Consider the following 20,861-nt stretch of genomic DNA (forward strand, 5'->3'; position numbering starts at 1 on the left):
CTTACAAATCAAAAACAGACGTGCGCTTGCCTCGAATTAAATCTTTTAATTTAATCCAAAAGGCCAAGGTAAGGTAAACCCCAAATCCCAATCCGGCAGTAACGAAAGTGATGTAAATAAAAAACAAACGCACATTGGAGGCACGCATCCCGAGTTTGTCTGCCAAACGGGACGACACATGAAAACCGTGTTTTTCAAAAAAGTATTTTAGCTTAATGATGGGTGACATGCGTTTGTTTTAAAAGTTGGGTTCCTACGACACATTGCAAACACTGACCGTGATTGCAATACTTGTTTTTTAATTGTAAGAGTGCTTGTGTTTCAAAAGCATTGGTTGCTTTGACCCCAAAATTAAAAAACTTTTCGATGATAGTGTTCTTTTCGGGCGATATTGTTTCTGCCAGAGCCATCACCGCTTCCGAAACTTCTTTTCCCAGATGCTTTCCGTAGGCCAGCTGCATCGGAATTACGGTATTTACCATCAACAAATCGATAAAAGCGCGACTCAATTTTTTGGGCTTTATCGGGCTCGGCTTATCAATCAAATAGTGCGTTTGCCAATAATCGGAAACCCCAACATCAAAAACACGATACAAATCTTCTTTAGTTTTGGTCGCCATCAGCTTTGAAAACAAATGTTGTTGGCAGTGGTACAACATGGCTAATTGCGCCAATCGTATGGTAGGGAAATTATCGGGTCGGTGTTTGAAAAACTGAACCGGTTGGGTTACTACCGACTGTAAGCGGTATTTTTGACGCCAATAATCAAACCGACGCCACAAGTCTTGTGCCGCTGTATCTTCAGCTTGTGGTGAGAGCAAGCCGGCTTGACCCAGTAACAATGCTTCTGTATTTTCAACCTCAAAAGAAGCTTTTCGGATAACCTCAAACGGAATCGATTGCACTATCTTCAAAAAAGCCTCACCGTTAGTATTGAGACCGAAATTTTTAGCCAAACCATAAAACAAAACGGCTTCCCAATCGTTGCCCGACTGTGCTAAAAGTTGCAACACCGGAACCGACTTCGTTTCCAAACGCTCTAAAAATAACCGGGCTAACCAATTCGTAAAAACAAACGAATCCACTTCGGCGATGTGACGTTCGCAATTAATCCAGGATTTAGGTTGCATTAAGTTTTGGTAGTTTTGAACGATTTCGGAAGCCACATAATTTTTAAGCTCCAACACAGGAATTTCAGTGTTATCACTTCTGAAAACCGGAACGTCATGTTCCCAAACCACATGTAAAATTATCGTATCATACCGATTGTCGTTTTGATGATGGTGCAAATACCAATCGGATGACTTGACGTGAATTTCTACATTACCGGCCCATTTTTGCTGATTAATGACGAGTTGCGCATTGAAAAAATCAGGCCCTGATTGCCCCAAATAGTGACCCGAATGAACAATAGTTAACGCTTCGCCCGCCGTAGTCGTTAGGTTTGCAAAATCAAACTTCTTATATTGCCATATGTAATGAAGAAAATCTTCTTTCACGAATTGAAAATTTACACTAAAGTAAGAATTTTACTTTAACAAACGCTATTTTTGTAATGAAAAAATTACTTTTTATCGTATTGCTGATGATTTCCGGTACTGCTATCGGACAGCAATTGAAAATCACGTACCTCAAAAGTTCCAACGGCAAGCTGTTGGAAAATCAAGACCCGGTTTGGGTATTTGCATCACCGTACACTACTGTATTGAGTACCGAATCGGTTCGCAGTCAAAAGGCGGACTATCCGTATGAAGAAACGGTAATCGACAGAACCGCCAATGTTTTGTACCAAACCGCTGTTTTGAATGACAAAGAAAATATAGCCGCAAAAGACAGTGTATCCTTAACCAAACAAACGTTTGACTACCTTAACGAAACCAAAAAAATATTAGGCTACTCGTGTAAAAAAGCCAAGACCATCGTAAATTCCAATACCATTGAGTTTTGGTATACCGAAGAACTAAAGGTAAAAGGAAGTCCGAGTATTTTAGGACAAAATTTAGGACTGGTATTGGAGATGGTACGCAACGGAAATTTTTTGGTTGCGGCCACAAAAATTGAAAAAATCAAAACGATGCCCGTAATTAAAAAAACATCCAAAATCGTAGATGCTTTAACGTACAAAGACTTGCTATGGAAAAGCCGTTTCACCACGATTTCCGTATTTAAGGATCAAATCATTAATTTCTCTGAAGCATCAAAATCCAATGATACTATTTTGCGTTTTGCTAACGGCACCATTGCGGTTCGAAAAATACAATTTCCGGAAATTGCGGCAGGCAGTCAAATTTTTGCCGATGTAACCGAACAATCGAATGGCGATGCTTACGACCGCACCGGTTCTTTTTTTATCATTCCTACCGATAAGCCACTTTCCTTTTTAGACGGATTACAAAACGGTGTTGCGGCATTGCCGGTATACCAAAACGGAAACGGCAAATCCTACCAAGGCGTGGTCGCTACCGAGCACTACAATCCTATAGTAGAATTAATGCGCTTCTTTACACCTTTTGGGGTGAAACAATACAACTATTTGGAGTTAAAAGACAAAACTTGGGCCGAACAGGTTTTTTACCGCCAAGACATTTCGGAGTTGCGAAGTTTGTTGAGCGGCAAAGAAGTTTGGGTCGGCGTCATGATTGGCAATTATGACAAAGGCGGTCATAAAGTGTCGGCGAATATTACTATTCATTCCGAAGGTGAATCGAAAGCCAAACCGGCTCAAATTGTCCCTTTGTTTTGCACCAATAACATTATGGAAATGGCCGGACAAGAATACGGTACCCTATTTAACAACGACAAAGGATTGGAAGTGACGTTTACGCTGGACAAACCCATGAAAAATGTCAAATTGCGCTATATCACTACGGGGCATGGCGGTTGGGAAAACGGCGATGAATTTGTACCGAAAACCAATACGCTTTTTTGCGACGGAAAAGAAGTGTTCCGTTTTACACCTTGGCGCCAGGATTGCGGTTCGTACCGCTTATCGAATCCGGCTTCGGGGAATTTCCCGAACGGCTTATCTTCCTCGGATTACAGCAGAGCCAATTGGTGTCCGGGTACGGTTACCAATCCGGTTTTTATCGACCTAGGCGATTTGAGTGCCGGAAGTCATACCTTACAAGTGACCATTCCGCAAGGATTACCCGAAGGAAACAGTTTCAGTGCTTGGAATGTTTCGGGGATTTTAATAGGAGAGTAAATCAAGGATTAGAGATAAAAGAAAAGGGACAAGACATTTCCTTTTGCCTTATCCCTTTTTAGCTAATGCCTATTTTATAGAACTGATAATATCATGTTTGGTGATGATGTGAAACTTGTGGTTTCCTAAATCGACCAAAACGGCTTGATTGTCTTTGCCGAATAATTTAGAGATTTCCTCAATGGGTGTATTGGCTTGAACCATCGGGTATGGTTTGCCCATAATTTCTTTAATCGGTTTATCCGCAATGTTTTTATCTTCGATATAGCTGCGGAACAAATCGGTTTCATCAATACTACCCACAAATCCTGTGGTATCAATGACCGGGATCTGAGAGATGTTGTATTTTTTCAATCGGTCGATGGCGTGCGACACCAATTCTTCGGTTCTCACGATAACCAATGGTTTGTCTTTGTGGTCTTTGATGACGTCTTCGGCTTTGGTGATTTCTTCGTCTAAGAATCCGCGTTCGCGCATCCAATCATCGTTGAACATTTTGCCTACGTAACGGCTACCGCTGTCGTGAAACAACACGACCACGACATCATCGGGACCGAAATGTTCTTTGAGTTGTAACACGCCTTTGATGGCAGCCCCTGCAGAGTTGCCCACAAAGATCCCTTCTTCTAAAGCTAATTTTCGAGTGAAAACCGCCGCGTCTTTATCGGTTACTTTGGTGAAGCCGTCGATAAGCGAAAAGTCGACGTTCTTCGGCAAGATATCTTCTCCGATTCCTTCGGTGATGTACGAGTAGATTTCGTTCTCATCGAAAATTCCGGTTTCGTGGTATTTTTTGAACACTGAACCGTAGGTATCAATGCCCCAACACTTCACATTCGGATTTTGCTCTTTTAAATATTTGGCGACGCCCGATATGGTTCCGCCGGTGCCCACACCTACCACAAAATGGGTGACTTTGCCTTCGGTTTGCTCCCAAATTTCGGGGCCGGTTTGCTCGTAATGCGCCGTGGCATTACTGGGATTGTCGTATTGATTGACGTACCACGAATTCGGTGTTTCTTCGGCCAAACGTTTGGAAACCGAGTAATACGATCGCGGATCGGTTGGCTCTACGTCGGTAGGACAAACCACTACTTTGGCGCCAACGGCACGCAAAATATCCATTTTTTCTTTGGATTGCTTGTCGGAGATGACACAAATGAGCTTGTATCCTTTCACGATGGCACCCAAAGCCAATCCCATACCGGTATTGCCCGAAGTACCTTCGATAATGGTACCGCCCGGTTTTAGGCGTCCGTCGGCTTCGGCATCTTCAATCATTTTTACGGCCATGCGGTCTTTAACCGAGTTTCCGGGATTGAAAGTTTCTACTTTAGCCAAAACCAAGGCCGGAATTTCGGCCGTGATTTTATTGATTTTTACCAAGGGCGTATTTCCGATGGTTTCTAATATGTTTTTTGCGTATTTCATGGTACAATGCTCTGATTAAAAAAAGCGTGTAAAGGTATTGAAAATAGAATTGTTTACAAAAATTCGAACCGTTTATCCCATAACCCTGATGGCAGTGGACATCCACTTTGTGACCGTTGGTAACGGGAACAAAGTGATGGGAACGAACAGCAGGAATTACGCCCACCGACAGTTCCCAAGCGTTTCGTTTCTTATTGAAAGAAATTCCACACCAAGCCAAACCGTATCATAAAATCGCGGTAGGGATAATTGGGCGCGGTGTAAAAGTTGTTGCCGGTCATTCGGGAATTGAGGTGCTCGAGCTTAAAGAAAATACGGGTTTGACGGATGCGGGCATTGACAAAGAAATCGACCATAGGGAAATCGCCGAATTGGGTTTGATTTTGCACAAAAGCATCGGCAATCACCGGATTGTAATCGTTGCCGTAGAATTTGGTGAAATAATTGAGCGTGAAACCCGTTTGCAGGTACAAGGCCTTTTGGAAAAAATAGTCGGTAAAATAGAGCGTGTTTCGGGTTACGATTTGCGGCACGTTGAGTATGTCGTCTTCCTGATCGACTTGCTGGTAGAGCACGGTGTTGTCGAGCGCGAGTTTCCACCATTTGAATTCGCGGCTGACTTTAACCGAAAGGTAATTGATGGTTTTGTCATATTGCTTTGGCGTTACGAATTGCTGTTGCGGATCGACTGCGTCATTACTGAAAAACAAGTAATCGTTGATAACAGTGGCTTGCAGCGCGGCTTCGACCCATTGGGTTTTGGCGGTTACAAACAGGTTGTTGATTTTTTCGTTTTTAAAATCGTTGTACCAGTTGTAGGCGGTAAAACTGCTTTGGTGCAGGTTGTAAATATGATCGGGAATTTTATTGACCATTTGGTATTGAAACAACAACTCATTTTTGGGATTGATTTGGTAGTGCAACTTCGCATCCAAATTTGAGAGTGGCTGAATGGTAATGGAGTTGGCGTATTGGAAAGTCCCGCGCCATTTGTTTTTTCGATATTCGTACTCGCCGCCTACCGTATTGATTTCGTCGTTGAGTGAACTGGGAATCACGCCCGAATCCAACACTAGTATATTATCGTAGAAATAATTGTAACGGAAATCTTCTGTAAAAAAACGGAACGTGCCAAGCAGCGAATTTTCGTAGGTTGCCCCAAATTTGTTGTAGAGTCGGTTGTACCGATTTTGGTCGTTAATATTGCTGCTGACGTTGGCTTCCCCGAAACGCAAAATTTGAGTGTTCCCAACGGTAGAAGCCACTGTAGCTTGGTTGTACTCGAAGAACTTGGTTTCGTAATTGAATTGGTGGTTGATGTACAAATTATTGTTGCCTTTCTTTTTGTTGATTAAGAAACTGTGGTCGATAAAAAAGCGCTTTCCTTTGAGGAACGATTTGGCATCTCTGAGGTATACTTCGAGTCGGGCTCTGTTTTGAAAAGCCGGATCTTCGCCTTCAAAATCTTCGAGAGTGGTGATTCCGCCGTTTTCACCGTTGAGAATATCTTGGCCGGTAAAATGAAAATTGAGATAGTAACGTTTGTTAAGCGTGTTATAACTGGACGTAAAGCGAAAATTTCCGGTACTCGACAACTGGTTAACGTATTTTCCTAAGGAACGAAGTCCTTTAAACGCGACCGACATATTGAAACGCTCCGAAGTGTTTACTGCGATAAGCGCATCGAGGCATTGTCCTTGCTCCATTACGGTTTTGAAATACAATTCGGTTACCGGTGTGGCTACGGAATAGTATTGGATATCGTTGGCTTTCATAAAATTGAAATGCTTTCCGGCATACCCGATCTCGGGATAAGGAGCGAATTTTTTAAAGCCGAAGTCTAACACCGTATAGGTTTGGCCTTCGTTGGCAAACGGTAACAATCCGAAACTATCTTTTCGAAGGTAATTGTAGGCGTATTCTTTTTGGATGGTAAGCGACGTATCGACATAGGTAGTGTCTTTTTGCAGGGTAATAATACGGTATTGATCGTAAGCTGCTTTGGGTGTCGGCTTTTGTTGGTCTTTATTGGCGCTGTTGCGATCGGCTTGCGTTTGTGCGAACCCGACAGAAAAAAGCAACACAAAGAAGACAGCAATGGTATTTCTCATCAGACTAAATTTCGGAACAAAAATACACAAAACAATTTGTAATAAAATCATAAAAAAAAACCATCCTGAATTGAGGATGGTTTCAGTACTGTAAAAAAAAGGGGTTACTCTTTGATGAACTTTTTAGTGGCAGTAGCGGCATTTGATTTAAAGGTCACAAAATATACCCCTGAAGATAATCCGGAAACATCGATAGGTTCCGGCAGGGCAACCTGATTGTTTCTGTACACCTCTTTCCCGCTGATATCACTGATTACAATCGAATTCACAGCGATAGTATCCGTAATTAAATAATTGATAAAATTAGAGGTTGGATTCGGATAAATATTGATAGCTTTATTGAAATCCGATTCATTGACACTCAAAGGAGCAGAACAAGCATTCGATGTTTTTAACTGTACTCTACGAACCGAATTATTCATTACGGTCATGATTCTTGTTTTTTGATCGTTGGTAAAGATGTTCATGCAGGTGTCATCACTATAATCCATATAATTTTCGACCATATCAACGTAATCATCAAAGCAGGTATCTACATCCGTTTGACAACCGTAATGCAAATAACCGGCTGGCGGTGTATCGGCACAGTAATCCGTGGCGCTACAATCGGTTACTCCGGTTTGGTAATTCCCGTTACCATCACCCCAAATATGTCGCAATCCTAAGGCATGACCCATTTCGTGGGTAGTAGTTCTACCTCGATTGTAGGTACTGGAATAAGCCCCAACATTGGCAATAGCTTGAGAACCAAAAGAAGTATAGCTGATTACCACACCATCGGTATTGGCAGCACCGCCGTTAGTGTTTAAACCCGGTAATCCGGACGTACTGGGAAATTGGGCATACCCCAATAAATTATTGATAGAGCCCCCGAAATTAACTACCCATATATTGAAATAACGCAACGGATCCCATTGGGTGGTGGTTTTCATGGTTTCTACTTCCGGTCGGGTATCGAATGACCCTTGGGATACTGTAATTCTGTTGATGCCGTTAGTAGCAGTGCCATCGGGTTTTTGTTGTGCCAAACAAAACTCGATTTCGGTATCGGCACCAAATTCGCTGTCATTGTAACCGGGTGTATCTAGCATTCTTCGGAAATCTTGATTTAAAACTTGGATTTGCGAAAAAATACGGGCATCTGCCAAGTTTTCATTTACCCCTACTAAATCACCGTTGCTTAAAACATGTACCACTACCGGAATAGTAATTACTTCGTTTGTGCTTCGCGATGTAGGATTGTTTCTTCTTTCCGCTATTTTTTGGGACATCCAATTTTCAAACTGCTCTACCGTTTCTCTGTTGGGATTGGCACTCCTTAAAAGAATTTCATTTTCGGTAGTGGCGCAACGTACAATTCCCGATGGAGATGCTTGCAAATTTTCAAAGTCTTGAGCCAGTCCGCTTTGGGAAACAAAAAACAACGGTAAAAGCAATAGTAGCAATTTTTTCATTTTCAATCAATCGTTTGTGGGTTATGTTACAAAAGTAATTTATTCTCAAATTACTTTATCATAAAAGAAAGAAAAAATCCCGACCTAGGGTCGGGATTTTTAGATATTTAACTAAATCGGTTATTAGTAACCAGGATTTTGTTGTGATAATATACCTGGATTAGGTATAGACTCGTCTAAAGGAATAGGCAAAGCAAATCGGTAATCTGTAACCGCCATAGAACAAGCACCGTTAACAGCACAATCGGCAGGATCTCTAAGTATACCTTCGTTTGCTAAAGTTCCTAAACGTTTCAAATCGATGAAACGGAAACCTTCAAAAGCCAACTCAATTCTTCTTTCTTTTAAGATATCTTTCCAAGCGTCAGTAGCCGATGCGTAAGACGGAGTAGGTTGTACTCTGTTCGTACGGGAATCTCTTAAAGCTTTGATAGTGGCTGCGGCACCGGCTAAATCATTAGCTGCTACTTGCGCTTCTGCTTTAATCAAGTACATTTCACCCAATCTACAGATTTTGATATCATTCACCAAGTTACCGTTAGCGGTAGTACCCGGATACTTTCTGATAGCAATTTTGTCTGTATTTCTGAAATCAGAGCTGGTTGCATAGTTATAGTCAATAATTGACGAAGGATGAACATTAGTAGCATAACGAATATCGCCGTAATTTGTTTTCGCATTTAACGGGAACAAAGGTGCATTATTTACGTTAGAACTACTAGCTGCAGCTAAAGAAATCGTAGAAGTTCCGTTTGCCGTATCGGTAAGAGTAATAACGTTACCTCCGGTTACAGTTCTCACAAAATATACTTTTCCTGCCAACAAAGACCCTGAAGGTGATGTTGTAGTACCATTAGCAGTAGTCGCGTTTGAAGGTACACTTACTGTAGAAACAAACATATCTCCAACAGCTAAAGTACCGCCAGAAACAGTAATGTTATTTCCGGTAATGCTAGTCACTTGGATGTTAGTGGCGGTAGGTAAATTGGTAGTGTTCATAATATTGAACAATGATCTGCCCATTTCGTAAAACGGTGAACCGTTAACAGTAGAATTAACACTGGCCCAAATCGCACCTGTTCTAGTTTGATTGGTTTGTTTTTTCAATTTGAAAATAACTTCTACGTTACTCGCATTAGCATCAGTGTGGAAAACAGAAGTGTAATTTGAAAAAGTAGCCAAAGACAAACCTGAACTGTTGATAACCGCATCCGCATAGGTTAATGCATTCGTATAATCGCCTCTTAAGGCAGCTGCACGTGCCTTTAATGCTTTTGTAAAGTTTACATTAGCATAAATTGGGTTTGGAGCTTCTGTCACTGTAGCATACAAAGCTTCAGCTGCAGCTAAATCAGAATCAATCGAAGCATACATTTCAGCATTGGTTACTCTTACCCCAAGGTAAGACGAAGGTACAACATCATTGATCAATACGGCTCCTAATGCATTTAAATCTTTTGGATTTGTAGAAAAATAAGCTAATAACTGTAAATGACAATGGGCTCTTAAGGTATACGCTTCTGCTTTTAATCTGTTAATCAAAAGCTGATCGGCCGCATCTACAGGAGTAACATTACTATCGGCAAACTTGATCACACGGTTAATATAAGCTAGGGTTATGTAATTGGTGGACCAAATTCCGTTGGGCGAATCTGTTGAAGGATTCAAAAGAAAGGCGTAATTGTCTGAAAGTCCTTGGCCTCCATTGGCAAAACCAATACCGACTTCATCTGTAAAAACGGAATTAAACTCAATTTCAGATATAGGAGTTAAACTCACATAAGCAGCATTCATCAATCGAGACAAATCCGTACTATTTTGTACAGCAATATCCTCTGTTAATTGCCCAGGTGTGTAGGTGTCTAATAGACTATCACTACACGAAGCAATGAAAAGACCTAAACCGACAAATAAGAATTTTGAATATTTTTTCATAAATTTCATAGTTTAATTTTTTTAGAATTTAATATCAACTCCGAAAGTGTATATTTTAGGGGTTGGATATTGCGCTTGATCTGCCGATCTATCACTTTCCGCATCAAAACCTTCCCACTTGGTCCAAGTATATAAGTTTTCACCTTGTACATAGAAACTCAAACCGGTCATAAAGGTTTTGTCTAAAAATTTCTTAGGTACCTTGTATCCTACTTGCAAGTAGCGCAATCTCACATAAGAAGCATCTTTAAGGAATCTATCTGAATCATCTTGGTTACCCAAGTTAGTAGCATTTAATGAAGGAACATTGGTATTGGTATTGGTTGGGGTCCAGGCATTCAATAATGCATCGGATACCACAAACTGACCTAAAGAAGTAGGATCATACAAACCCTGTAAATCGTAGTCATAACGCCAAACCTTTTGAGCAAAAGTAAAGTTCGTATTCGCAAAGAAGCCTTTGTAATCCAAATCAAATCCGAATGCTCCTTGATATACAGGTAAATCAGACTTACCTGTTCTTACTCTATCAGTGTCAATGCTCGGTGTTTCCGTTAAAGTACCATCAGCAGCTTGGAATAATAAATTACCATTAACTGGGTTTACACCGGCATAAGGTATTGCATACCATTCGTAAGTCAAACCATAATTAGATAAAAATTGCAACCCTTGATCCTCATCACCATCTGGTAAATCTTTAACAAACGCTTTATTGTAATTGACGTTACCTCTAACTGTGAATTTGAAATTATCGTTTCTAACCACATCATAAGCTAAAGTGAGTTCATAACCTCTATTTACAGCATCAATTTCTGTATTACCTAAAACAAAATTATCACCAGTGTAAGGAGGTACACGTCTTGTACGGAAAATATCTGTAGAGTTTCTGTTATAGTAATCAAAAGTACCTCTTAATCTGTTTTTAAACATTTCAAAATCTAACCCGATATCAAATTGAGTGGTAGTTTCCCATTGCAAATTATTTGAACCCAAACTAAAACCCAAATACGGCTGACCATTATAATTTGCACCAAGAGCACTTGGAATGGAGTAAGTATCAATTGCAGGATTAGGAATCAAGCCTTGCCATTCGTCACCCGGAGCAGGTCTCTCATTACCTGTTGATCCATAGGAAACCCTTAACTTTAACACTTGAAACAAATCATTATTTTTCATAAATGATTCTTTATTGATGTTCCATCTACCGGCTACTGACCAGAAAGTACCCCAGTTAAAACCATCTAAAAATCGGCTGGTTCCGTCATACCTCATAGTTCCTACAACTCCATATCTTCCATCAAAATCATAATCCAACACTCCAAAATAAGAAATTAAGCTTCGCTTAACTTTAAAAGCTGATGCTTGTGGCCCATAAAAATCATGCGCATTAATATCCGCCAAATATCCAGCGCCTGTTCCTGGCACAAAAGTTGCCGGGTTTAAACCTCTTTGTCTTACGTTATTTGTATTACGTTGTGAAAAATAATACTCTGCATTTGCCACCGCATTGATAGTGTGCTTTTCTGCAAAAGTCTTTTTGTAATCTAATTGCCATAATTGGTTGAAACGAAAATCTCTTCTATTGTTGATATCTTCAAATCCACCGAACTCTTGCCCAGGATTTAAAAACAATAAAGCATTAAAAGAAATTGGATGCTCTGATTGCGTAAATCTTGTCTCCAGCAATTCAACTGATGTTCTAGACCTTGCAGTTACGTTTTTGAATAACTCGTACGAAACTTCAGCTGCTGTCTGTAATCTGAACTCATCCGTGTTGTTGGTGTACGTTGCCAATTTATCCATCAAGAATAGAGGCGTATATAATAAAGTACCATCAGAGTTATACAAATCCAACACTTCTTGAGAACCTGTATACTCAGATGGACTGATGTATGGCGCTGACAAAGTAGCTCCCAATACATAGTTTCTGTTGATAGCACCGGTACCCAAGTTGGTCGCTTCATTATTCTTGGTAAATCCAAGACCTATAGTAGTGGAATAACTGAATTTATCATCATCTGATTTACCAGACAGATTGTTTCTAAATGTGAATCTTTTAAGTCCTGTAGACAACAATATCCCTTCTTGATCTAAATAACTTACCGAAGTATACGAATTCAACTTTTTACCCGATGTTTCAACACTGAACTGTTGCTCCGTTGATTTAGCTGTTCTGAAGAAATAATCCACCCAATCCGTATTGATAGAATACGCAGCAATTTCAGCATCCGTAAACGGTGCTCCTGTAGCAGGATTTAAGTTACCACGACCTACACCATATGCTCTCTCTAATGTTAACAACTCTCTGGCATCTGCAAAAGAATATTTAGAATTCTGCAATTGTGTATAACCAGTATTGCTTGTGTATCTAAATTTTGTTTTACCATCAGAAGTCCCTCCTCTTTTGGTCTTAATAATGATTACACCATTAGTACCTCTATTACCATAAATAGCGGTTGCTGCTGCATCCTTCAATACCGTTGCAGATTCGATATCACTTGGGTTGATTGATCTAAAGTTATCCCCATTCGTAGGAATCCCATCAATCACATACAAGGGGTCGGTACTAGCAGTTAGAGTACCCACACCTCTGATAATTACTGTTGGTTTTGAACCCGGTTGACCGGAACCTGATGTAATATTCAAACCGGCCACCTGACCCTGCAAGGTTTGAATGAATGAAGCGTTTGGTCGGTTTTCAATAGTTTTAGCAGTAACTGTTGTTTGCGCTACCACGGTTGTTCCCTTGGTGGTATTTCTATATCCTTCCACAACCACTTCATCCAACTTGATCCCGTCTGACAAAGTAACGTTGTAGTTATTTGCAGCTCCAACTGTAATGTTGGCATTGTTGTAACCGGTAAAGGACACTACTAAAACCTCACCGACTTTTGCGTTGATGCTAAATTTACCATCGAAATCAGCTTGTGCGCTTCGCGTGGTTCCTTTAACAACAACATTTGCACCAGGTAGTGGTCCAGCTTTATCTGAAACAACTCCAGTAACAGTTTTCTCTTGTGCAAACGAAAACTGCATTGTAAACGCTACTAAAAGCGTAAAAATCCATTTGAACTTCGATCTCATATTAATTTTATTTGAGTTAGTTATTTTGCAAACTTCTTAATTATTTCTTAATTAACCAAATATTAACCTGCAATAATAATCGGATACTATGTTAAAAAAAATTGCGTTTGCAGCAACAACTAAACGCTTTGATTCAAAAAAAAACAGATGGTTGCGTCAATTTTGTTATTTTTATAAAAAAATCAATGTTGCTAGGTAAATTTTCCGGTTTTGAGTTAGAATGTGGTACAGATGAAGCAGGCAGAGGATGCTTAGCCGGACCGGTAACTGCCGCTGCCATAATACTCCCCGATGATTTTAAATTGGATTTTTTAAATGACTCCAAACAACTATCCGAAAGAGTAAGAGAAAAACTCAAACCTATTATAGAAGAGAAGGCCATTAGTTTTTCTGTTACCCATTTGGAACCGTTACTCATTGACGAAATCAACATTCTAAACGCTTCCATCAAAGCCATGCAGGAAAGCATTCTCAAGCTCCATCCTTCTCCTCATTATATAATAGTAGACGGCAACCGATTTAAACCTGTCGCCAATATTCCACATACAACTATTGTAAAAGGCGACAGTAAATTTATGAGTATTGCCGCCGCTTCGGTTTTGGCCAAAACATACCGAGACGAATACATGAACCGGATTCATGAAGAATTTCCGATGTACAATTGGAAAAAAAATAAAGGCTACCCTACCGAAGAACATCGAGAGGCTATCAAAAAGTATGGTACCACCAAGTACCATCGCATGTCTTTTCGATTATTACCCGAACAACTAAGACTGTCTTTCGACTAGATTCTGAATAATAAAAAACAGAATCTAAAGACTTTTACTTACCACAGACTCCATTTCGGCCTCAAAAAGCACCGAAAAATGAGTGATGATTTTGGCTTTTACTTCAGCCTCATCTATAGTTTTGCCAAGTTCAACATGCATCGAAGTGACTGCTTTGCCTTTAATCCCACACGGGATAATGTTATCAAAATAACCCAAATCGGCATTAACATTTAAGGCGAAACCATGCATGGTGACCCAACGACTGGCCCGAACACCCATGGCACAAATTTTTCGGGCAAAAGGCGTTCCTACATCGAGCCACACACCTGTTTCACCTTCGCTCCGTGTACCTTGGAGTCCGTATTCGGCGATGGTAAGAATGATGGCTTCTTCTAAAAGACGAAGGTATTTATGGATGTCGGTAAAGAAATTTTCCAAATCTAAAATCGGATAGCCCACAATTTGTCCCGGTCCGTGATAGGTGATATCACCGCCGCGGTTGATTTTATAAAAGGTAGCGCCTTTGGCTTCAAGTTGTTTTTCAGAAAGCAGCAAATTCGACATATCGCCACTCTTGCCCAATGTATATACGTGGGGATGCTCAACAAACAAAAAATAGTTGTCGGTTTCGAGTTCGGGACGATTGCGCTTCTCTAATTTAACGTCGACAATTTTCTTGAAAAGTTGTTCCTGATACTCCCAAGTGATTTTATAATCCTGATGCCCTAAATCCTGAAGTTGAATGTGCTTATTCATAGTCGGTGTTGAAAGCGCAAAGTTACAAAGTTAAAACGTTAACCCGACGTTAATCTTTCAGCCCCGATTGAAGTGGAAATCCTTTTTGTTTTGTTATGCTGTCCCGAAACTTCGGGAGTCGAAGCACAAAACAAAAAGATTGAAACAAAAGCGGGAATAGGGCCCGCCGACAAAACCCAAACCTTTCGCTCAAAAATCCCAAAATTATTTTCAAATTTTCAAATGGATACATTTTCAAATTATAATTATCTTTGCCGGCTCAAATACAATACGATATGCAACTTTCGGAACAAGAAATCATCAGAAGAGACAAACTCAATGCCTTGCGCGGATTGGGCATTAACCCGTATCCGGCTAATTTATTCCCGGTAACACACACCTCGAAACAGGTAAAGGAACAATTTGAGGAAGGCAAGAAGGTGGTTTTGGCCGGAAGAATCATGAGCGATCGCGACATGGGGAAAGCTTCATTCGTGGAATTGCAAGACAGTGAAGGTCGAATTCAGTTGTACTTTAACCGCGATGTGTTGTGTCCGGGTGACGATAAAACGCTATACAATCAGGTTTTCAGAAAACTAACCGATTTGGGTGATTTTATTGGTGTGGAAGGGGAATTGTTTCTGACTAAAGTCGGCGAAAAATCAGTTCGCGTCGATCATTTTACCTTTTTGAGCAAAACCTTACGCCCGCTTCCGTTACCTAAGGTGGACGAGGATGGCAAAGTACACGATGCTTTTAATGACCCCGAATTGCGTTACCGCATGCGTTATGTGGATTTGGTAGTGAACCCGCACGTAAAAGAAGTCTTCATCAAAAGAACCAAGTTGTTCAATGCCATGCGTACTTTTTTTAACAAGGCCGGGTATATGGAAGTGGAAACTCCGGTATTGCAATCGATTGCCGGTGGTGCGGCAGCACGACCGTTTATTACCCACCACAACAGTTTGGACATTCCGTTGTATATGCGAATTGCCAACGAGTTGTATTTAAAACGATTGATCGTAGGCGGTTTTGACGGGGTGTATGAGTTTTCGAAAAACTTCCGCAACGAAGGCATGGATCGCACGCACAATCCGGAATTTACCGCCATGGAAATTTATGTTTCCTATAAAGATTACAATTGGATGATGGCGTTTGCCGAAAACCTGTTGGAGTACTGCGCCATGGAAGTGAACGGCACCACCGAAGCGACTTTCGGCGAACACAAAGTCAGTTTCAAAGCGCCGTATGCCCGAGTTACCATGACCGATGCCATCAAACAGTTTACCGGTTTTGACATTTCGGGGAAAAGTGAAGCCGAAATTTTTGAAGCCGCCAAAAACATGGGTATCGAAGTCGACGAAACCATGGGTAAAGGCAAATTGATTGATGAAATTTTCGGTGCCAAATGTGAAGGCCACTTCATCCAACCGACTTTCATTACCGATTATCCGAAAGAAATGTCACCGTTGTGTAAAGAGCACCGCGACAATCCGGAACTGACTGAGCGTTTTGAGTTGATGGTTTGCGGTAAAGAAATTGCCAACGCCTATTCGGAATTAAATGACCCGATTGATCAAAGAGCGCGTTTTGAAGCCCAGTTACAATTAGCCGAGCGTGGTGACGACGAAGCCACCCAATTTATAGACCACGATTTCTTGCGGGCGTTGGAATATGGTATGCCCCCAACATCGGGTATGGGAATCGGTATGGACCGATTAATTATGTTCTTAACCAATAATGCTTCAATTCAGGAAGTATTGTTCTTCCCGCAAATGCGACCGGAGAAAAAACAATTGGATTTATCGGAAGAAGAAAAGTTAATTATAGCGCTGTTGAAAGCCGAAAACAACCAACCGTTGGCACAACTCAAAGAAAAGTCACAGCTCAGCGGTAAAAAATGGGATGCCGCCATGAAAGGCTTAGCCAAACACGGTCTGACCAAAGTAGTCGTTGAAGGCGAAAGCAAAACAGTAGTATTACACTAGTACAAAAGGAACTCCATGGAGTTCCTTTTTTTATACAATTTTATTGCAATTTAAACCTTTTCGATGAATCGCAGTCCTATCGACATAATTTTAAAAATCAAAAAATGAAAAACGTAGTTTTAGCCGTATTGTTGTTGGTAGGAATCACAGCTATGGCACAGCAAAAAAGAGAACGCAGACCTGAAGCAGAAAAATTGAGCAAAGAAGAACGAATTGACCTTCAGGTAAAAAAGATGACCAAAGATTTAGACTTAAATGAAAAACAAGCCAAAGAAGTTCGTGCTATTGTAACCCAACAAGTAGAAAAGAGAGAAGCCAAAAGAGCGGAAATGGAAGCCCAACAAACCCAACGAAGAGCCGAAATGAAAGCGCGTATGGAGGAAATGAAAAAAGAACAGGCGGCTGTTGCGGCCGAAATGAAAAAAGTGCTCAGTGCCGAACAGTATGCTAAATGGGAAAAACTGCGGGACGAACGAAAAGATAAATTGAAAGAAAAAGTCAGAGAACGCAGCCAAAACAGAAACCTTGAAGAACCTTCTGATGATAAATAACAAAATAAATTTTGAGTTTACAGTAAAATAAATTAGTTTTGGTGTTGATATCCAACTAAATTTTAAAAAAAATGAAAAAACTAATTGCTGCTTTAACACTATTGTTAGCGTTTACCATCAATGCAAATGCACAAGATAAAAAGAGTTCAACCCCTGCAGATAAAGGTTTAAAAGAAGCGACTGAACTCTCTCAGTTTTTAGGGTTAAACGACACACAAAAAGCTGACTTTGCCAGACTTTTCGAAATGAAACACAAAACAATGACTGAAACAGCATTGAGTGAAGAGAGAAAAAAAGAATTAGCCCGTGTGATTGAAGCTAAAATCAGAGCTAGTTTGGATGGAAATCAAATGGACAAATTAGAAAAGAACACCGAGTTATTTAAAAAATTAGTGAACTAATTCTGAAGTACAATACAAAAAAAGCCTCTCAGTTTGAGAGGCTTTTTTTTATTATAATGTTTGAGCAACTTTGGCTACGGCGTTGATGGTGAAATCCAAATCGTCGTAGGTCAACGCATCGGTAATAAACCAGGTTTCATAGGCCGATGGCGCTATATAAACGCCTTCTTGTAATAACCCGTGAAAGAACTTTTTAAAAGTATCATTATCCCCGTTTTTAGCAGTTTGAAAATCCACAACCGGATGCGCATCAAAATGAACCGATATCATTGACCCTACTCTGTTAATTGTAAAAACAATATTATTTTCTCTCAAAACGCGGTCAATACCTTGCTGCAAGTACGCCGTTTTTTCTTCCAATCTTTGGTAAACCGCCGTATCATTATTGAGTGTCTCCAACATAGCCAATCCGGCCGCCATCGCCAACGGATTCCCCGACAAGGTTCCGGCTTGATACACCGGTCCCAATGGAGCCAAATGATTCATGATTTCGTTGCGCGCCGCAAAAGCACCTACCGGCAAACCGCCGCCAATCACTTTTCCGAAACACACGATATCGGCCGTAACCCCGTACAATTCTTGTGCGCCGCCTTTGGCCAAACGAAACCCGGTCATGACTTCATCAAAAATCAACAAAGCGTTGTTGGCATCACAAATCTCTCGAAGCGCTTGTAAAAAGCCTGCTGCCGGAGGCACACAGCCCATATTACCAGCTACAGGTTCTATGATGATAGCCGCAATTTCGTTTGCATTCGCTTCAAACAAGGCTTTCACATTATCGATGTCGTTGTAATGGGCCAATAGTGTATCTTTCGCTGTTCCTTGCGTAACACCCGGACTATTAGGTACCCCAAAAGTACTCAAGCCACTGCCGGCCGCAATTAAAAACGAATCGGAGTGGCCATGGTAACATCCGGCAAACTTGATGATTTTATCTCTTTTCGTATAACCGCGAGCCAATCGAATAGCACTCATACAAGCTTCGGTACCCGAGTTTACAAAACGGATTTTATCAATATTAGGTACCATCGAAATCGCCAATCGGGCAATTTGAGTTTCCAACTCGGTGGGCATCCCAAACGAGGTTCCTTTTTTGGCTTTCTCGATTACGGCATCCACCACCGGCTGAAAGGCATGACCCAATATCATCGGCCCCCAGGAATTGATATAATCGATAAGTCGGTTATCGTCTTCGTCATACAAATAAGCGCCTTGGGCACTTTTGGCAAAAAGCGGTGTCCCGCCTACCCCTTTAAACGCTCTTACCGGTGAGTTTACTCCACCGGGAATCACTTGTTCCGCTTCAGCAAACAACTGACTGCTTCTTTGGTATATCATAAGAAATTAGGAAAATTATAGTGTCCGTTAGTTTTACTTTACAAGGATTTGCTGACCTAACGACAATGTATTATCGGTTAAATTGTTTTTCTTCTTTAAGTCCTCGATAGAAATATTGAATCTCTTGGAAATAGAATACAACGTATCGCCTTTAACCACCGTATAAGTGTCGGGATTATTCTCGTACACAATAGGCTGGGATTTTACAATCGGCGTGTACTCTTTCCCTAAGACTTCGGCATCGAAACGCTGCAACTGGTAACGCTCAATCAAGGCAATGAGTTTGTCGGGATATTTCGGATCCGTTGCATAACCGGCCGCTTTTAATCCCTTAGCCCAAGCCTGATAATCGCTTTTTTCCAATTGAAAAAGTGAGGCATATCTTGGTCTACTGGTCAAAAAGTAGGAATGATCTAAGAAAGAATTACTTGGGTCGTCATATTTGCGGAAACATTCGTTTTCTTCATCATCGGTATAGCGAATACTCGGTCCGGTCCATTCTTTATGGCATTTAATACCAAAGTGGTTGTTGGCCTGAACACTCAACGGTCCGGTGCCGGCACCCGATTCTAAAATGGCTTGTCCCATGGTAATACTGGCCGGTATACCGGTTTTTACCATGTTGTCTTTGGCTACTCCTTTGTATTTTTCGATGTATGCCAAAACCATCTCGGTGGTGACCTTAACACGAGTGGTGGCTTCCAAAACTTCGGTTTGACCGTTGGCGTTTTGCGAAGCAGAACTTCCGGCTTTTTGGACTACCGATTCGTTCTTTCTCGGGATATTCGGACGATAGATAGGCTTTCTTTCCCGTTGTACTGTGGGAGCGGAGGCTGTTTTTCTGGGGTCGGGTTTTGTTGTTCTCACTACCGATTGATTCGAGCCGCAGGCATACAAAGCCATTAGTATGAACAACATTAGAAGTTTCTTACTCATAGATTATTTCGATTTGGTTTTTTTTCTTTAGCTTTTTGTTCATCCCGGCGATACCTTGCAGTCCTCCGGTATGGATCATCAATATCCTGGAATTCTTCGGAAATTTCCCTTTTCGGATGAAATCGAAAACGCCGAAAACCATTTTTCCGGTGTAAATCGGATCGAGCGGGATGCGGTATTTTTGATAGAAGCAATTGATAAACTGTATTAATTCTTCCGAAACCTTTCCGTAGCCGCCAAAATGGTAATCGGTGACCAATTCCCAATGTTGATGTTTCGCAAATTTACGAATATCTTCTTGTAAAAAATCGCCTTTCAATGCCGAAAAACCCAAAACTTGTTGACTACTTTTTGAACAATTGATGAGTCCCGAAAGGGTACCTCCGGTACCCACCGAACAACAGATATAATCAAAAACAGCGTCTTCCTCGGTCAACATTTCTTCGCAGCCTTGTACCGCCAACGCATTGGAACCGCCTTCGGGCAACCGATAAAAACGACCGTATTTGGTCTGCAAATAGGCCGTAAATTCCGGTGTTTCTTTTCTTCGGTATTCGTCACGGGTCACAAACTCAAAAACCATTCCGAAATCCCGAGCTTGTTGAAGCGTTGGATTGTCTTCTATTTGGGATGCCAATTCCTCACCGCGAATTACGCCAATTGTTTTAAAGCCGTAATCGGCTCCGACAGCGGCTGTCGCCAAAATATGATTGGAAAAAGCACCGCCGAAAGTCAGCAACGTGTCGTGCTGCTCTTGTTGGGCTTGCGCCAAATTGTACTTTAGTTTTCGGTATTTGTTTCCGGAAATATACGGATGAAGCAAATCCTCACGCTTGAGAAAAAGCGTCACGTCATCGACTTCAATTTGTTGATTGTAACTTTCCAAAGAGATTTTTTATGTTGCACTATTCGACCTTAGATC

Annotated in this window: 16 protein-coding genes; 5 read left to right on the forward strand and 11 right to left on the reverse strand. The window is 41.0% G+C overall.

The genetic code is table 11. The annotated features are described in order from the left end of the window. Position 1: 1 nt before the first annotated feature. Both QHT84_RS08715 and QHT84_RS08720 read right to left on the reverse strand, forming a co-directional pair. A complete protein-coding gene (locus QHT84_RS08715; protein ID WP_283239170.1) occupies positions 2-229 on the reverse strand; it encodes a PspC domain-containing protein in 228 nt (75 codons plus the stop codon). Then, positions 213-1,499: a DUF2851 family protein gene (locus QHT84_RS08720; RefSeq protein ID WP_283239171.1), complete on the reverse strand. Its 1,287-nt coding sequence runs from the start codon at positions 1,497-1,499 to the stop codon at positions 213-215. The genes QHT84_RS08715 and QHT84_RS08720 overlap by 17 nt, the downstream gene beginning before the upstream one ends. A gap of 56 nt (positions 1,500-1,555) precedes the next feature. On the opposite strand from QHT84_RS08720, the gene QHT84_RS08725 reads away from it, so the two are divergent. Then, complete coding sequence (locus tag QHT84_RS08725; RefSeq protein WP_283239172.1) at positions 1,556-3,205, forward strand: GLPGLI family protein; 1,650 nt, start codon at positions 1,556-1,558, stop codon at positions 3,203-3,205. A gap of 69 nt (positions 3,206-3,274) precedes the next feature. Here QHT84_RS08725 and QHT84_RS08730 read toward each other — a convergent pair whose 3' ends face one another. The 5 genes from QHT84_RS08730 to QHT84_RS08750 all read right to left on the reverse strand — a co-directional run bounded on the left by QHT84_RS08730 (position 3,275) and on the right by QHT84_RS08750 (position 13,220). After that, the gene (locus QHT84_RS08730; RefSeq protein ID WP_283239173.1) at positions 3,275-4,636 is read right to left on the reverse strand and encodes a pyridoxal-phosphate dependent enzyme; all 1,362 of its coding nucleotides are present in this window, start codon (positions 4,634-4,636) and stop codon (positions 3,275-3,277) included. A gap of 191 nt (positions 4,637-4,827) precedes the next feature. Then, the gene (locus QHT84_RS08735; RefSeq protein ID WP_283239174.1) at positions 4,828-6,747 is read right to left on the reverse strand and encodes a putative porin; all 1,920 of its coding nucleotides are present in this window, start codon (positions 6,745-6,747) and stop codon (positions 4,828-4,830) included. Positions 6,748-6,851: 104 nt separating this feature from the next. Beyond that, entirely contained in the window at positions 6,852-8,201 is a 1,350-nt protein-coding gene (locus tag QHT84_RS08740; protein WP_283239175.1) for a T9SS type A sorting domain-containing protein, read from the reverse strand. Positions 8,202-8,324: 123 nt separating this feature from the next. After that, positions 8,325-10,136, reverse strand: a complete 1,812-nt coding sequence (locus tag QHT84_RS08745; RefSeq protein ID WP_283239176.1) for a RagB/SusD family nutrient uptake outer membrane protein — start codon at positions 10,134-10,136, stop codon at positions 8,325-8,327. A gap of 21 nt (positions 10,137-10,157) precedes the next feature. After that, positions 10,158-13,220 (reverse strand): SusC/RagA family TonB-linked outer membrane protein, encoded by a 3,063-nt coding sequence (locus QHT84_RS08750; RefSeq protein ID WP_283239177.1) that lies wholly within the window; start codon positions 13,218-13,220, stop codon positions 10,158-10,160. Between the two features lie 185 nt (positions 13,221-13,405). On the opposite strand from QHT84_RS08750, the gene QHT84_RS08755 reads away from it, so the two are divergent. Then, complete coding sequence (locus QHT84_RS08755) at positions 13,406-14,008, forward strand: ribonuclease HII (protein WP_283239178.1); 603 nt, start codon at positions 13,406-13,408, stop codon at positions 14,006-14,008. Between the two features lie 24 nt (positions 14,009-14,032). Here QHT84_RS08755 and lipB read toward each other — a convergent pair whose 3' ends face one another. After that, positions 14,033-14,746, reverse strand: a complete 714-nt coding sequence (gene lipB / locus QHT84_RS08760) for a lipoyl(octanoyl) transferase LipB (protein ID WP_283239179.1) — start codon at positions 14,744-14,746, stop codon at positions 14,033-14,035. 275 nt (positions 14,747-15,021) lie between these two features. On the opposite strand from lipB, the gene lysS reads away from it, so the two are divergent. The 3 genes from lysS to QHT84_RS08775 all read left to right on the forward strand — a co-directional run bounded on the left by lysS (position 15,022) and on the right by QHT84_RS08775 (position 17,665). Next, a complete protein-coding gene (gene lysS / locus QHT84_RS08765; protein ID WP_283239180.1) occupies positions 15,022-16,713 on the forward strand; it encodes a lysine--tRNA ligase in 1,692 nt (563 codons plus the stop codon). Positions 16,714-16,817: 104 nt separating this feature from the next. Continuing rightward, complete coding sequence (locus QHT84_RS08770) at positions 16,818-17,264, forward strand: hypothetical protein (RefSeq protein WP_283239181.1); 447 nt, start codon at positions 16,818-16,820, stop codon at positions 17,262-17,264. 71 nt (positions 17,265-17,335) lie between these two features. Further along, positions 17,336-17,665, forward strand: coding sequence for a hypothetical protein (locus QHT84_RS08775; protein WP_283239182.1), 330 nt, complete (start codon positions 17,336-17,338; stop codon positions 17,663-17,665). A gap of 51 nt (positions 17,666-17,716) precedes the next feature. Here QHT84_RS08775 and hemL read toward each other — a convergent pair whose 3' ends face one another. Genes hemL through QHT84_RS08790 form a run of 3 tightly spaced genes read right to left on the reverse strand, consistent with a single transcriptional unit; the run spans position 17,717 to position 20,825 of the window. Next, entirely contained in the window at positions 17,717-19,003 is a 1,287-nt protein-coding gene (gene hemL, locus QHT84_RS08780) for a glutamate-1-semialdehyde 2,1-aminomutase (protein WP_283239183.1), read from the reverse strand. A gap of 33 nt (positions 19,004-19,036) precedes the next feature. Next, positions 19,037-19,939, reverse strand: coding sequence for a glucosaminidase domain-containing protein (locus tag QHT84_RS08785; protein WP_283239184.1), 903 nt, complete (start codon positions 19,937-19,939; stop codon positions 19,037-19,039). After that, positions 19,932-20,825 carry a 1-aminocyclopropane-1-carboxylate deaminase/D-cysteine desulfhydrase gene (locus QHT84_RS08790; protein ID WP_283239185.1) on the reverse strand — a complete coding sequence of 298 codons (894 nt, stop codon included), beginning with the start codon at positions 20,823-20,825 and terminating at the stop codon, positions 19,932-19,934. Before QHT84_RS08790 ends, QHT84_RS08785 begins: the two co-directional genes overlap by 8 nt. Between the last annotated feature and the right edge of the window lie 36 nt (positions 20,826-20,861).

It is taken from the genome of Flavobacterium sedimenticola, assembly GCF_030053345.1.
Lineage (GTDB): Bacteria > Bacteroidota > Bacteroidia > Flavobacteriales > Flavobacteriaceae > Flavobacterium > Flavobacterium sedimenticola.